The organism is Mycetocola sp. TRD_SC_2 (assembly GCF_055361225.1).
The window spans coordinates 3,043,730-3,056,939 of sequence record NZ_CM143954.1 but is presented as its reverse complement, the minus strand read 5'-3'; the positions used below and the strand labels follow the sequence as shown (position 1 = coordinate 3,056,939).

Annotated in this window: 13 protein-coding genes; 11 read left to right on the top strand and 2 right to left on the bottom strand. The window is 65.7% G+C overall.

Going from position 1 to position 13,210, the window contains the following annotated elements:
- Positions 1-64 precede the first annotated feature (64 nt).
- Together ACWA1Q_RS14675 and ACWA1Q_RS14670 are read left to right on the top strand one after the other, a co-directional pair.
- The gene (locus ACWA1Q_RS14675) at positions 65-1,699 is read left to right on the top strand and encodes a fucose isomerase (protein WP_463758425.1); all 1,635 of its coding nucleotides are present in this window, start codon (positions 65-67) and stop codon (positions 1,697-1,699) included.
- A gap of 105 nt (positions 1,700-1,804) precedes the next feature.
- Positions 1,805-2,623 (top strand): nuclease-related domain-containing protein, encoded by an 819-nt coding sequence (locus tag ACWA1Q_RS14670; protein ID WP_463758423.1) that lies wholly within the window; start codon positions 1,805-1,807, stop codon positions 2,621-2,623.
- Positions 2,624-2,852: 229 nt separating this feature from the next.
- On the opposite strand, the gene ACWA1Q_RS14665 is transcribed toward ACWA1Q_RS14670, so the two are convergent.
- Complete coding sequence (locus ACWA1Q_RS14665) at positions 2,853-3,608, bottom strand: IclR family transcriptional regulator (protein ID WP_463758421.1); 756 nt, start codon at positions 3,606-3,608, stop codon at positions 2,853-2,855.
- A 131-nt stretch (positions 3,609-3,739) separates the two neighbouring features.
- Between ACWA1Q_RS14665 and ACWA1Q_RS14660 the strand changes: the two genes are divergently transcribed.
- The 3 genes from ACWA1Q_RS14660 (at position 3,740) to ACWA1Q_RS14650 (ending at position 6,867) form a co-directional block, all read left to right on the top strand.
- A complete protein-coding gene (locus ACWA1Q_RS14660) occupies positions 3,740-4,063 on the top strand; it encodes a nuclear transport factor 2 family protein (protein ID WP_463758420.1) in 324 nt (107 codons plus the stop codon).
- A gap of 72 nt (positions 4,064-4,135) precedes the next feature.
- Complete coding sequence (locus ACWA1Q_RS14655) at positions 4,136-5,605, top strand: flotillin family protein (protein ID WP_463758418.1); 1,470 nt, start codon at positions 4,136-4,138, stop codon at positions 5,603-5,605.
- Between the two features lie 308 nt (positions 5,606-5,913).
- Complete coding sequence (locus ACWA1Q_RS14650) at positions 5,914-6,867, top strand: L-lactate dehydrogenase (protein WP_463758417.1); 954 nt, start codon at positions 5,914-5,916, stop codon at positions 6,865-6,867.
- 180 nt (positions 6,868-7,047) lie between these two features.
- Here the strand turns inward: ACWA1Q_RS14650 and ACWA1Q_RS14645 are convergent, their stop codons facing one another.
- A complete protein-coding gene (locus tag ACWA1Q_RS14645) occupies positions 7,048-8,157 on the bottom strand; it encodes a hypothetical protein (RefSeq protein WP_463758416.1) in 1,110 nt (369 codons plus the stop codon).
- Positions 8,158-8,467: 310 nt separating this feature from the next.
- Between ACWA1Q_RS14645 and ACWA1Q_RS14640 the strand changes: the two genes are divergently transcribed.
- The 6 genes from ACWA1Q_RS14640 (at position 8,468) to ACWA1Q_RS14615 (ending at position 13,122) form a co-directional block, all read left to right on the top strand.
- On the top strand, positions 8,468-8,914 hold the full coding sequence (locus tag ACWA1Q_RS14640) for a hypothetical protein (protein ID WP_463758414.1): 447 nt from the start codon (positions 8,468-8,470) through the stop codon (positions 8,912-8,914).
- Positions 8,908-9,144: a helix-turn-helix transcriptional regulator gene (locus ACWA1Q_RS14635; RefSeq protein WP_463758413.1), complete on the top strand. Its 237-nt coding sequence runs from the start codon at positions 8,908-8,910 to the stop codon at positions 9,142-9,144. Before ACWA1Q_RS14640 ends, ACWA1Q_RS14635 begins: the two co-directional genes overlap by 7 nt.
- Positions 9,141-10,115, top strand: a complete 975-nt coding sequence (locus ACWA1Q_RS14630) for an NAD(P)-dependent alcohol dehydrogenase (RefSeq protein WP_463758411.1) — start codon at positions 9,141-9,143, stop codon at positions 10,113-10,115. Before ACWA1Q_RS14635 ends, ACWA1Q_RS14630 begins: the two co-directional genes overlap by 4 nt.
- Before the next feature lie 187 nt (positions 10,116-10,302).
- On the top strand, positions 10,303-10,776 hold the full coding sequence (locus ACWA1Q_RS14625; RefSeq protein ID WP_463758409.1) for a VOC family protein: 474 nt from the start codon (positions 10,303-10,305) through the stop codon (positions 10,774-10,776).
- An 18-nt stretch (positions 10,777-10,794) separates the two neighbouring features.
- Positions 10,795-11,979 (top strand): FAD-dependent oxidoreductase, encoded by a 1,185-nt coding sequence (locus ACWA1Q_RS14620; RefSeq protein WP_463758407.1) that lies wholly within the window; start codon positions 10,795-10,797, stop codon positions 11,977-11,979.
- 114 nt (positions 11,980-12,093) lie between these two features.
- Positions 12,094-13,122, top strand: a complete 1,029-nt coding sequence (locus tag ACWA1Q_RS14615) for an isopenicillin N synthase family dioxygenase (protein ID WP_463758406.1) — start codon at positions 12,094-12,096, stop codon at positions 13,120-13,122.
- The last annotated feature ends 88 nt before the right edge of the window (positions 13,123-13,210 follow it).

Genomic DNA, 13,210 nt, shown 5'->3' with positions numbered 1-13,210 from the left:
GCTTGATTATGAAATCGATTTCTGCGACGCTGAAATGGTCTACCGCCAGACCAAGGAGCCAACGATGTCGACCTACACACTTCCCGCGCCCGCAGCCGAACCGGCCCTCGCGCCGAAGACCGCCTACCTGATCTCAAGCGGTGACCTCCGCGAGTCAGCAAACACCGCCGGCTGGCCCGTTCAGGAGGCGATGGAGCGCGACATCGAGAAGGCGTTCGAGGGCATCGGCTGGTCGATCCAGCGCGGCAACCCGGTCGACCCCGATCTCGGGCACGGTTTCATCCGCAGCCAGCGGATGGGACTCGATGTGTTCCGCAACATCCCGCCGACCGCGCCACTCATCGTCGCCGAAGCCGTCTGGCAGTACAGCCACCACGTGCTCGCCGGCCTCCGCACGCACCAGGGCTCGATTCTGACCATCGCGAACTTCGCACCCGACTGGCCCGGACTCGTCGGCCTGCTCGGCCTCAACGCCGGCCTGACCAAGATGGGCACCGAGTACTCGACCATCTGGAGCGTCGACTTCACCGACGGATGGTTCCTCGACGGCATCCGCCAGTGGACCGAGATCGGCACCATTACGCACGACGACTCGCATGTGCGCCCGCTCGGCGAGCTCCCGGACTCGCCCGAAAAGGAGCTCGGCACCGCCCTTGCCCACCAGCTCAAGACCGAGAAGGCCATCATCGGCGTCTTCGACGAGGGCTGCATGGGCATGTACAACGCGATCTTCGACGACGAACTGCTCAACACGCTCGGCATCTACAAGGAGCGCCTCTCGCAGAGCGCCCTCTACGCCGAAATGCTCACCGTCAGCGAAGCGGATGCCGCCGCCGTCGGCGAGTGGCTCACCAACGCCGGCATGACGTTCAAGCTCGGCACCGACGAGGCGACGGAGCTCACCGAAGCGCAACTCACCTGGCAGTACAAGATGTACATCGCCGCGCTCCGGATCAGCGATGACTTCGGGCTCGATGCCGTCGGCATCCAGTACCAGCAGGGGCTCAAGGACCTCGTTCCGGCGAGCGACCTGGCCGAAGGCCTGCTCAACTCCACCGAGCGCCCGCCGGTGACGAGCCGCGACGGTTCGCGCGTGCTGCACGAGGGCAAGGCGTTCCCGCACTTCAACGAGGCCGATGAGGGCGTCGCGGTCGACGCGCTCATCACCGACCGGGTCTGGCGGGCAATGGGCCTCGTGCCAGACAACACGCTGCACGACGTGCGCTGGGGTGAAGAGTTCGACGGCGAGTTCGTCTGGGTCTACGAGATCTCCGGCTCCGTTCCGGCCTCGCACCTCGGCGGTTACGACAAGGCCGAGGGATGGCGGCAGAGTCCGGTCTTCTTCCCCGCGGGCGGCAGCACCATCAACGGTGTGTCCAAGCCGGGCGAGATCGTGTGGTCGCGGGTGTATATCGCCGACGGCGTGCTGAACCTCGACATCGGGCGCGCGAGCGTCGTCGAGCTGCCGGCCGAGGAGACCGAGCGGCGCAAGCAGGCGACGAACCCGGAGTGGCCGATCGCCCACGTCGTGCTGCGCGGCGTCTCCCGCGACCAGTACATGGCCCGCCACAAGGCGAACCACGCCCAGGTCGTCTACGCGCCGGATGCCGACACCGCCGACAAAGCGCTGGTCGCGAAGGCAGCGCTATTCGCTGAACTCGGCGTGCGTGTACACCTCATCGGCGACGTCACCGTCTAACCGGCCCGGCACAGCATAGCCTCCGCGCTCCGATCCCGTTCTGGGGATGCGGGGGCCTTGCGCCCGCTCGCTACGCTCGGGAGCGCACGCAATCGAGGGAGCCGAGTGACCATCACCACCAGCATGAGCCAGCGCCGCCCGGCGCAGGCCGTGATCGAAGAACTCCTCGGCGATCCAGCACACCGAGTGAGCAGGAGTCGGCTTGGTCGAGTGTTCGGTCGCTCGCCTCTCACCGACAATGGGATGGCCTGGTATCGCGGCGCGCAGGGCGAAATCGCTGTCGGGCGGATGCTTGACATGCTTCCCGAGGAATGGACCGTCTTCCACGCGCTGCCGGTTGGTCGCAAGGAAGCCGACATCGACCACCTCGTCGTTGGTCCTGGCGGGGTGTACACCATCAACACCAAGCACCACAGGGGCAAGGCGATCTGGGTTGCCAACAGAACCCTCATGGTTGCCGGGCAACGCCTGCCACACATTCGCAATGCGGAATACGAAGCCGCCCGGGTGACGAAACTTCTGTTCGCTCCACTGGGGCTTGAAGGCCGCGTCAAGCCGGTCGTGGCCGTGCACGGTGCCTCTTCGATCGTCGTGAAGGAGTGGCCGGACCTCGTGTCGGTGCTTGACGCCCGCAAGCTGCAGCGCTGGCTCCTCAAACGTCCGGTGCAATTCGGACTCCACGACGTCGCCCGCGTCGTTGCACTCGTCGATGATCCGGACACGTGGCGAGCCACGGCATCCGCCCCGTGCGAGTTCATGCTCGCGAGCTTCGATGAACTCGACAATGAGATCCGCACAGCGGCGAAGCGCCGGTCGCTCTGGTCGCTGGGTGGGGTACTTGCCTCAGGCGCGGCGCTCGTCGCCGTAGCTCCCTTAGCGTTCGCCGCCGTATTTCAGGCGGGTGCTGCACTTCTCCTGCCGTGAGACGAGTGAGGGGGCTGTGACCATCCGGCGCCAACCCCCTCGCCCGGCCGATGTCGCGGTGGAGCACAGCCGCAACATCTCTTTCCCCCCGGAAGACAGCCCGTCGTCGGGCCGCCTGAGCGCACGTTGTGCGCGGCGCAGCGGGCGATGAAACGCACACGCTGCTGCTTGAGGCTAGTTTGAGAAACCGGTTGCGACCAGTGCCACGTTTTCAGATAGTGAATGCCCCTCACGCGAGGCGATCGGCGCCCAGCTGAAGTGACAGGCGCGCTGCGGCAGCGAGCATCCGCTCGGCGACATCCGCGACGTCGTCTGGCGCAACATCCGACGGTGCCGAGATGGCGAGAGATGCGACGACGCCGGGAGCGCCGACGGGAACGGCGAGGCAGTTGTTGCCGATCACGTACTCCTCGACGTCGGTCGACGTGCAGCCGCTCGATTCAAGTTGCCGCAGCAGCGTGCGCCGGTCGCTGATCGTGTTGGGCGTGAGACTCTCCAACGGATGCCGCGACAGGTAGTCGAGGCGCTCCTCGGGTTCGAGGTCGGCGAGAATCCGTTTGCCGAGTGCGGTGGCGTGGGCGCTGTCGTGGAGCCCAACCCAGAACTCAACGCGCGGTTGAGTGGCGGATTCGACGATGTCGACGACATGAACCTCGCCGTCGTCGAAGCGCGAAAGGTACGCGGTGGCGCCGAATTCCGCGGTGACGTCACGGAGGGCCGATCGCACGCGGGCGAGAAATACTCCGTCGGCATCCTCTCCGCGCAGCGTGGGAAACCGTTGGCCCAGCACGAGGCCGTCGGGCTCGCGGGTGAGGTAGCCCTCGTGCACCAGGGTCCTGACAATGTTGTACGTGGTGCCGAGAGTCAGGCCGGCCGCCGAGGCGAGAGCCTTGACCGAAAGCGGTCTCGGCGCGTTGGCCACCATGTCCACAAGCGCGATGGCGCGCTGGATGGAGCCCAGCAGCGTGCCCCCACGTTCGGTCATCGATGATCCCCCGGGCTTCAGGGTAGTCGCGTTCGCGGCGTTGTCTACGCCATTTACCCCGCCCCCTTCCGGGGTCTAACGTGTGTGTCACCCAGCGACAGAGCCGTCGCAGTTCTATGAGAGGGGCCGACATGGCATCCGCACTTCCTGAGCCGGTGGCTCGGCTGATCACCGCCGTCAATACCGCAGATACCGAAGCATTTCTCGACACGTTTGCGCCCGATGGCACGGTGGAGGATGGTGGGCGCGTCTTCACCGGTCGGGAGGAGATTCGCGAGTGGTCGGATGCCGAACTGATCGGCGTGCAGGCGACTCTCGACGTGACGGCAGACATCACCACCGGCGAGTACACGACGATCACTGCCGAGGTGGGCGGTGAGGGTTTCACGGGCACGAGCCACTTCAGCTTCACCGTGCAGGATGACCTCGTGCAACAGATGACAATCACGGCCTGACGCGCTCGTCTCCTCGAAACCCCGCCCCACTAGGCTGGGGGCGCCGACCCACCGCCGGCGCCGAGGAGAGTCATGGAATTGCTAGGAATCGTTCTGAGCCCGATCATCGTTGCCGTTGTCGTGGGCGTCGTCCTGCTGATCGTCATCGTCATGTTCGTGCAGGGCCGCTACAAGATTGCTCAGCCCGATGAGGCGATCATCGTCACCGGGCGTCGTGCCCGTAAGTCCGTCGGAGTCGACGGCCGCACGATCACCGACCTGACCGGCCAAAAGGTCGTTCAGGGTGGCGGTGTTTTCGTCATCCCGTTCCTGCAGAAGCAGTTCTCGATGTCGCTGCGTTCGCGCGCCATCGGCATTCAGGTGGTGGCACAGACCCGCAACGGTGTGACCATCCGGATCGAAGCCGTCGCCGTCGTCAAGGTGGGCGACAGTGATAGTGCCATTCGCTCCGCTGCCCAGCGGTTCCTTGGCCAGGACAAGCACATTGAGCCGTTCACCCAGGAGGTGCTCTCCGGTTCGCTGCGGTCCTCCATCGGTAACCTCACCGTTGAGGAGATCATCCGTGACCGTGCCGGCCTCGCCGAGCAGGTCATTGAAGCAGCACGTACCTCACTGCTCAACCAGGGTCTCGACGTCGACACGTTCCAGATCAAGGAGATCGCTGACGACAAGGGGTACATCACCGACCTTGGCCGCCCCGAGCAGGCTCGCGTGCGCCAGGCCGCTGAGATCGCCGAGTCCGTTTCGGCTCGTGCTTCGGAGCAGGCCCGCATCGAAGCAGCTGAAGCGATCGCTGACGCGAACCGTGAACTGTCGCTGAAGAACGCATCGATCAAGATGGAGACGGACAAGGCGCTCGCCGAGGCCGAAGCAGCCAAGCCGCTCGCCGAAGCCTTCGCCCAGCAGGGCATTCTGCAGCAGCGCGAGGTCACGGCTCAGCGCGAGACCGCCCTGCGTGAGCAGCAGCTCAACGCAGACGTGCGCAAGACCGCCGATGCTGAGTCGTACCGGATCCGTCAGATCGCCGACGCGCACGCCTCACAGGTCGTCGCTGAAGCGAAGGCGGACCGCGACCGTCGTATCGCCGAGGCCGAGGCAACGCGGGCCGAGGGTGAGGCTGAAGCAGCCGCGATCTTCGCCAAGGGTGAGGCAGAGGCGCGGGCGACCGAGCTGCGCGTCGCCGCTCTTCGCGACGAGTCCGAAGCCCTGCTTCAGCAGCGTGCAATCGAGATCCTCCCCGAGATCGCCAAGCAGCTCGCCGCCCCGTACGGTGCGATCGACAACCTCACGGTCATCTCGACCGATGGCGCCTCACACCTCTCGAAGCAGGTCGTCGGCAACGTCACCGAGGTCACGCAGCTGCTCAAGGACTCCACGGGCATCGACCTCGCGTCGCTCCTCAACGGATTCGTGGGTGGGCGTTCGTCCGCCGCTGCGGCGTCGACGGATGCTGCCGCTTCCGCCACCGCAGACGCTCCGGCTCCCGCCACCGCAGACGCTCCGGCTCCCGCCGCCGCCCCGGTTGCGGTTGCTGCCGAGTAGCAACGCGCTGAGGTAAGGACATCGGTCCCAGATCAGGACGAAACTCAGGTTTTCGTCCTTATCTGGGGCCGTTTTCCTATTTTCGGCGTGATGGTCTTCGCTGCCGCACCGGCGGCATCCGCTCGGCACCTCCCGTCGCACGCCAACAGGAGATCACACGGTTTACAGGATGCTTGTCAGTCTTTCCTCCTGCAAACCGTGCGATCTCCTGTAAACCGGCGGCGGATGCTGCGCTCCAGCACCCGGGAACACGACGATTCGCTGCTGCCGCACCGGCGGCATCCGCTCGGCACCGCAATAATGGGGCCATGAGCCTCCTGCGAAACACGAAACTGTCGGTCATCGGAGCAGGAAGCGTGGGGTCGTCGTTGGCCTATGCGGCGCTGATCCGGAATTCGGCGCGCGAGGTCGTGCTGTATGACCTCAACGCCGCGAGGGCCGAGGCCGAGGTGCTCGACCTGGCGCACGGCACGCCGTTCACCGGGGCGTCGCGCATCACGGGTGGTGGTGACATCGAGGCGGTCGCCGGGTCGGATGTCATCGTCGTCACCGCGGGTGCCAAACAGGAGCCGGGGCAGACGCGACTCGACCTCGCCGGGGTGAACGCGCGAATTCTCGAGAAGCTCTTGCCGCGGCTCGTCGAACTTGCGCCGCACGCGGTCATCATCCTGGTCACGAACCCGTGCGACGTGCTCACCGCCGTTGCCGACCAGCTCGTGGATTTGCCTGCTGGTCAGTTGTTTTCATCCGGAACGGTGCTCGACTCCTCGCGACTGCGCTGGCTGCTCGCCGAGTCCGCCGGGGTGGCGCCGCAGAACGTGCACGCGCTGATCGTCGGCGAGCATGGTGACAGCGAGTTCGCCCTGTGGTCGGATGCCACGATCGGCCAGACCCCGCTCCGCGACTGGACAGATGAGAGTGGCACGCTGCTGTTCCCGCGCGAGCGCCTCGAGTCCCTCACGTCGGATGTCGTGCACGCCGCCTACAAAATCATCGCCGGCAAGGGTGCGACCAACTACGCGATCGGACTCTCGGGTGCGCGCATCGTCGAGGCGGTCCTGCGCAACGAGCGGGCGATCCTTCCGGTGTCGAGCATGCTGCGCGGATACCGCGGAATCGATGGTGTCGCCCTCAGCGTTCCGTCGATCGTGGGTTCTCGCGGAGTCGAGCGCACGCTCGATGTGCCGATGGATGACATCGAGGTCGAGATGCTGCACCGCTCGGCGGATGCGCTCCGGCAGTCGATCGCGCACCTGAGCTGACGTTGTGCACTCGCTGGACCGACGGCATCCGCTCGTCAGAGGCTGGTTGCACTCAAGCAGGAGATCGCACCAATTGCAGGATGCTTTCGCGACTTTCTCCCTGTAAACCGTGCGATCTCCTGCAAAACGTTCCAAGCGGCAGACGAACGGCAAGGGCCAGTGCGTCAGAGCGCCAGAGTGTCAGAGCGTCTGAAGCACGTATCCCACAAGCCCAAGCGCAACGGCGACGATGAGGACGCCGACGTTGCGCCAGCGCGTCCGCAGCCGCCGGCCCCCCACCGCCACGCCCGCGGGCGACGCCAGCGCACCGGCGATGGGAGCAGGCGAACCAACAGCTGGGGTAGAGGCATCGGGTGGCGCCGCCGCCGGGTTGAGGAGTCGCTCGTCGCGCCAGCGGGTCCACGCGTCGACCTTCGCCTGCAGCGCGGCGACGGTCTCGAACAGCTGCGCCCAGACGGCAGGATTCACCGTCGAAATGGCCGGTCCAGTGTATAAAAACAGCTTGTCGTCGACGATCTCGACGTCGAACAGCGCGGCGTGATCGATGAATCGGGCCATGATGTCGGGCGAGAAGAGGTAGAGCGCATCGCGCTCGTACCCCTCGGGGCAATACAGCTCGAAGTAGCGATCGAAGTCGCCCTCGAGTGAGAGCCGCTGCTGCGTTTTGAACGCGGTCGGCAGGTTGCTACCCATGACGGAGTTGTTTGTGACGGCATCCAGCACGATGTGCGGCAACGTGGTGCCGAGCTCGATCGCGACGTAGCCCCAGGCTCGGTGGATGGCGTGCTTGCCGCCGTTTTCCAGGTACTGATGGTGTCCGAATTCGACGGACGGCGACGCCACGGTGCGCAGAACGTCGGATGCGACCCGGTCGCCTCCGATCGAGAAGATCATTCCAGCGCGGTCGGGGTTCTCGATCCGGTGCTGGTACGTCATTCCGTTGGCCGCGGCGAAGCGGTCAAGCCGGAACCGGATCTCCCGATCCCGCAGCACCCGCCGCCGCACCCGCACGGTGATCAGCGCGACGGACCCGGCCACCACAGCGAACACACTGAGAGGAACGACGACTCCACCGGTCAGCTCCCCCAGCTCCACCAGGAAGAGCGCAAACATCACCACGCCCACCAGTGCAACCACGACGAGGAGGGCATCCGCGAAAGCGTGCCCGGCAGATCGCACCCGGGATGCGCTCAGCCGCGCGTGATGCTCCTGCACCTGCAGGGCGTCCACCCGATCGGTCAGGGGCGTCGGGTCGAAAGAAATTTTGGGTCGAAGGGTGGGGGCACTCACCCCTCAACGCTATCGGCTCCGTTCCGTGCGTTCGCGCGCGAGTGGAGGCGTCCGTGCTGCGTTTTCGCGCGGGAGCGTGAGCATCCGTACCGTGCGTCTGCGCGAGTGCAGGCCTCCGTTCTCAGCGACGCCGTTGCACGCAAAACAGGAGATCGCACGATAAACCGGATGCTTCCGCTCAATTCCTCCTGTACCCGTGCGATCTCCTGTAAACCGTGCGAGCTCACAACGAAAGCACAAGCAAGAAGTAAATCGCCCTTGACATCACGTCAAACTTTCTTTACATTCACAAGTGTAAGGTTTTCTTGACATGAGCGAGGAGCTCCGGATGTCATCCGAAGAGAAAAGCGCGTGGGTCCTGCTGGTCGTCGCGATCGCGGGGTACGCGACGTACCTGATGCTCGTGGCGAGCGAGGCGGCATCCGTCCCGGTTCTGGAGACTGGATGGGCGACCTGGATGCTGTGGACGATCGGCGGCGGAATCGTCGGCGGCATTGTCATCAACATCGTGGTCGGAATCTTGTCGCCGAAGGACGCGGGCAAGAAGGACCAGCGCGACCGGGAGATCACGCGCTTCGGGGACTCGGTCGGGCAGGCGTTCGTCGTGATCGGCGGGGTCGTCGCGCTGAGCCTGGCGCTTCTCGAAGCTCCGTACTTCTGGATCGCCAATGCCATCTACCTCGCCTTCGTGCTCTCGGCGGTGCTCGGTTCGATCGCGCGGGTCGTCGCCTACCGGCGGGGGCTGCCGACATGGTGAAGGCTCAGACCCGGGTGACCAATGACATCCGCCGCCTGCGTTTCGCGAATGGCGAGATGACGCAGGCCGAACTCGCCGACCGCATCGGGGTCACCCGGCAAACCATCATCGCCATCGAGCAGGGGCGGTACTCGCCGTCGCTCGAGATGGCATTTCAGATCGCCGGAGTCTTCGGGGTGCCACTCGACACGGTCTTTTCGTATGCGGCGCCCGACAAGGAGTCGTCATGAAAGCCATCGTTCAACATCGATATGGGGCAGCCGATGTGCTCGCCGTCGAAAACATCGAGCAGCCTGAGATCGGCGATGACGACGTGCTCGTGCGCGTCGCCGCCGCCGGAGTCGACGCCGGCGTCTGGCACACCGTCGCGGGCAAGCCCTACCTGTTGCGGCTGTTCGGATTCGGGTTCCGGGCACCGAAACAGAAAACTCCGGGGCGGGATGTCGCGGGGCACGTCACACAGGTCGGTACGAATGTGACCCGGTTCACGCTGGGAGACGAGGTCTTCGGCACCACACTCGAGGGCAGCTTTGCCGAGTTCACGCGGGTGCCTGCTGAGCGGCTCGCGCTCAAGCCGGCGAACGTGACCTTCGAGCAGGCGGCGGCGTCTCCGGTCTCGGGATGCACCGCGATGCACGGCTTGCGCGATGCCGGGCGCCTGACCGCCGGTCAGAAAGTGCTCGTGCTCGGTGCCGGGGGAGGGGTCGGCTCGTTCGCCGTGCAGATCGCTGTCGCGATGGGGGCATCCGTCACCGGCGTGTGCAGCACCGACAAGGTCGAGTTCGTCCGCTCGCTCGGCGCCGCCCAGGTGATCGACCGCACACGCGAGGACTTTGCGGACGGCCCCGGCGGATACGATCTCATCCTCGACACCGCCGGACACAACTCGCTCAGGCGCCTCCGACGGATGCTGTCGCGTCGCGGCAGCCTCGTCATCGTCGGTGGTGAAGGTGGAGGGCTTCTCCTCGGTGGATTCGGCCGGTCGCTTCGGGCGCTGGTCGTATCTGCCTGCGTGCCGCAGCGGTTGGTCGGGCTGATGTCGGAGGAGGACCTGCCGACGCTCGAGGCGCTCGCGGCCCTGCTGGCTGACGGCAGCGTTGTGCCGCCCGTCGACAAGGTGTTCCCGCTCGAGCGCGCAGGCGACGCGATCGAGTACCTGCACGCCGGGCGTCCGCTCGGCAAGGTGGTCGTGAAGGTGTAGTACCGCCAGTTGCCCACTTTCGCGGGTTGAAGGCACGCCGCACCCGCGAAAGTGGGCAACTCGCGAGGAGGGTCCCGGGCGCACCCCATGTACGCGCGCACCCGGCGTGAGTAGCATGAACGGCGGAGCGGGGCGCGGGGACGCAGCCCCGTGGCATCCGCTCATCATGTTCACAAGGGAGTGCGCAATGCAGAAGATCACGCCGTGCCTATGGTTCGAGACGCAGGCCGAAGAAGCCGCTGAGTTCTACGTGTCGGTGTTTGAGAACTCCGAAATCCTTCACGTGTCGCGATACGGCGAGGGTGGGCCGATGCCCGCCGGCACCGCGCTCGCAGCCGACTTCGTGATCGACGGCGTGCAGATGCAGGCGCTGAACGGGCTGCAGGCCACCAGCTTCACCGAGGCGATCTCGCTCTCGGTGAGCACCGAAACGCAGGAGGAGACCGACCGGCTCTGGGAAGCTCTCACCTCCGACGGCGGCGAAGAAAGCATGTGCGGCTGGCTCAAGGACAAGTTCGGCGTTTCGTGGCAGATCGTTCCGACCGTGATGCAGCTGCTGAGCGACCCCGACCAGGAGAAAGCGGGCCGGACGATGCAGGCGATGATGAAGATGAAGAAGATCGTCATCGCCGACATTCAGGCGGCATACGACGGTCGCTGAGCAGGGCATGGCCGGAGCATGAAAGCCGTGATCGTCGGTGCGGGAATCGCCGGTCTGGTGACGGCACGGCAACTCGCGCACGCCGGATGGGAGGTGGTTGTGCTCGAGAAGTCGCCGGGCCCACGGACCGCCGGCTACATGATGGACTTCTTCGGCCCCGGCGTCGAGGCAGCCGAACGGATCGGGCTCTACCCGCGGCTGGCTGCCGCGTCTTACCGGGTGGATGCCGCCGAATACGTCACTCCTGATGGCCGCGTGACGGCGCGGGTCGACTACCGGCGGTTCGTGCAGGCCGCAGGAGGAAAGGCACTCACCCTGATGCGCCCGGACCTCGAACGTGCCGCTCTCGAAGCGCTCGACGATCTCCCTGCTGGTCGCGTGCAGGTCCGCTACGATTCCCGGCCGAGCGGATTCTCCGTCGATGAGGACGGCGTCAGGGTGGAGATGGCGGGCGCGCTCGGATCCCCGCTCGTTGCCGATGCTCTGATCGGTGCTGACGGCATCCACTCGGATGTGAGGGCGCAGCTCTTCGGCCCCGAACCGGAATACCTGCGACCGGTGGGGATGCGTGCGGCCGCTTTTCTCGTGGAGGCTGCGGATATTCATGCCCGGGTTCGGACCCGGTTCATGCTGACGGACAGCATCGACCGAACTGCAGGCCTGTACGGGCTCCGCACCGGGGAGGTTGCAGCGATGCTGGTCTATCGCGACACCCAAACGCTGAGCGGTGAGGACACGACTGCACCACGGGATCGTTTGCGCCAGAAATTTGCCGGGCTCGGAGCCGACGTCGACCGCGTGCTGGCGCTCAGCCCGGAGCGACCGTACGACGACGTCGTCGCGCAAATCGTGATGCCCAGGTGGCGTCGTGAACGGGTGATCCTGGTGGGAGATGCGTGTGGTGCCGTGTCGCTGCTCGCCGGGCAGGGCGGCTCCCTTGCTGTCGCCGGCGGCGCCCTCCTCGGCGACATCCTCGGCCCCGTTTCGTCACCAGGCGACATTGACGGGGCGTTGGCAGAGTTCGAAAGGCGCTGGCGCCCGGTTGTGGAGAGCGCGCAAGTCTCCGGAAGGAGGGCGGCGGCGTCATTCCTTCCGGCAAGTCGCTTTCAGCGACGAACTCGCCGCTGGATTCTCCGTGCGGCTGGGTTGCCTGTCATCAACCGAATCGTGGCACGGCAAATCGTCAACCGGCTCACGAAGTGATTCGGCGCAACCAGCTCCTCCGTCATATGAACAAGTCCGGCTCCAGCCATACCCGCAAACCCCCGATTTGTCATATTGGCGAGGGCAAGCAGTTGTCGGTGCAAGCATTGGGCTATGAGTTCCAGCCTTTCCAGCCTCCCCATCCTCGATTTCTCCCGACTGGATGCCGGCGCCGACGAAGCAGCAGCCTTCCGCGCCGACCTGCTCCGCGCCACCCACGAGGTCGGGTTCTTCTACCTCGTCGGTCACGGGGTCGACCGGCAACTCATCGACGACCTGCTCGCCGTCTCGCGCCGCTTCTTCGAGCTGCCCACCGACGAGAAGCTCAAGCTCGAGAACGTGCACAGCCCGCAGTTCCGCGGTTACACGCGTGTCGGCGGCGAGCTCACGCACGGTGACGTGGACTGGCGTGAGCAGATCGACATCGGACCCGAGCGGGATGCCGTCGAGCCGGCACCAGGGACGGCCGACTTCTGGCGCCTCGAGGGTCCCAATCTGTGGCCCGAAGCGCTTCCCGAACTGAAGAGCATCGCCGAGCGCTGGAACGACGAGCTCACGCGGGTCTCCCTGAGGCTGCTGCGCGTCTGGGCGCTGTCGCTCGGCGCGAGCGAGGACGCCTTCGACGAAGCCTTCGCCGACAAGCCGTTCTCGATGACGAAGATCGTGCGGTACCCGGGGGAGTCCGGCGCCGAACGCAAGCAGGGCGTCGGTGCGCACCGCGACGGCGGCGTGCTCACCCTCCTCCTCGTCGAGCCCGGCAAGGAAGGCCTCCAGGTCGAGCACGAGGGCGAGTGGATCGACGCGCCCTCCATTCCAGGAGCGTTCGTCGTGAACATCGGCGAAATGCTCGAGCTCGCCACCAGCGGCTACCTCAAGGCGACGCTGCACAAGGTGTTCTCGCCCCCGGTCGGCAGCGACCGCATCTCGGTGCCCTTCTTCTTCAACCCGGCGCTCGACACGGTCATGCCGCGGCTCGAACTCAGCCCCGAGCTGGCGACCGCGGCCCGCGGGCTCTCCGTCGACCCGACGAACAGTCCCATCCTCGACACCTATGGTGACAACGCGCTGCGCTACCGGCTGCGCGCGCACCCGAACGTGGCGGAGATCCACCACAAGGACCTGCTCGCCGCCAACGGCGATTGAGCACCGCCAACGGCGATTGAGCACCGACCCGGCGATTGAGCTTGTCGAAATAGCCTTTCGGCGGAGAGCCGTCCCACGAAAACCCCCA

Excerpts from the sequence above, each read along its gene's own strand:
- ACWA1Q_RS14625 (WP_463758409.1), top strand. The coding sequence starts at position 10,303 with ATGCAGAAGATCACGCCGTGCCTATGGTTCGAGACGCAGGCCGAAGAA.
- ACWA1Q_RS14620 (WP_463758407.1), top strand. The coding sequence starts at position 10,795 with ATGAAAGCCGTGATCGTCGGTGCGGGAATCGCCGGTCTGGTGACGGCA.
- ACWA1Q_RS14635 (WP_463758413.1), top strand. The coding sequence starts at position 8,908 with ATGGTGAAGGCTCAGACCCGGGTGACCAATGACATCCGCCGCCTGCGT.
- ACWA1Q_RS14615 (WP_463758406.1), top strand. The coding sequence starts at position 12,094 with ATGAGTTCCAGCCTTTCCAGCCTCCCCATCCTCGATTTCTCCCGACTG.
- ACWA1Q_RS14630 (WP_463758411.1), top strand. The coding sequence starts at position 9,141 with ATGAAAGCCATCGTTCAACATCGATATGGGGCAGCCGATGTGCTCGCC.
- ACWA1Q_RS14665 (WP_463758421.1), bottom strand. The coding sequence starts at position 3,608 with ATGACCGAACGTGGGGGCACGCTGCTGGGCTCCATCCAGCGCGCCATC.
- ACWA1Q_RS14660 (WP_463758420.1), top strand. The coding sequence starts at position 3,740 with ATGGCATCCGCACTTCCTGAGCCGGTGGCTCGGCTGATCACCGCCGTC.
- ACWA1Q_RS14655 (WP_463758418.1), top strand. The coding sequence starts at position 4,136 with ATGGAATTGCTAGGAATCGTTCTGAGCCCGATCATCGTTGCCGTTGTC.
- ACWA1Q_RS14675 (WP_463758425.1), top strand. The coding sequence starts at position 65 with ATGTCGACCTACACACTTCCCGCGCCCGCAGCCGAACCGGCCCTCGCG.
- ACWA1Q_RS14640 (WP_463758414.1), top strand. The coding sequence starts at position 8,468 with ATGAGCGAGGAGCTCCGGATGTCATCCGAAGAGAAAAGCGCGTGGGTC.
- ACWA1Q_RS14650 (WP_463758417.1), top strand. The coding sequence starts at position 5,914 with ATGAGCCTCCTGCGAAACACGAAACTGTCGGTCATCGGAGCAGGAAGC.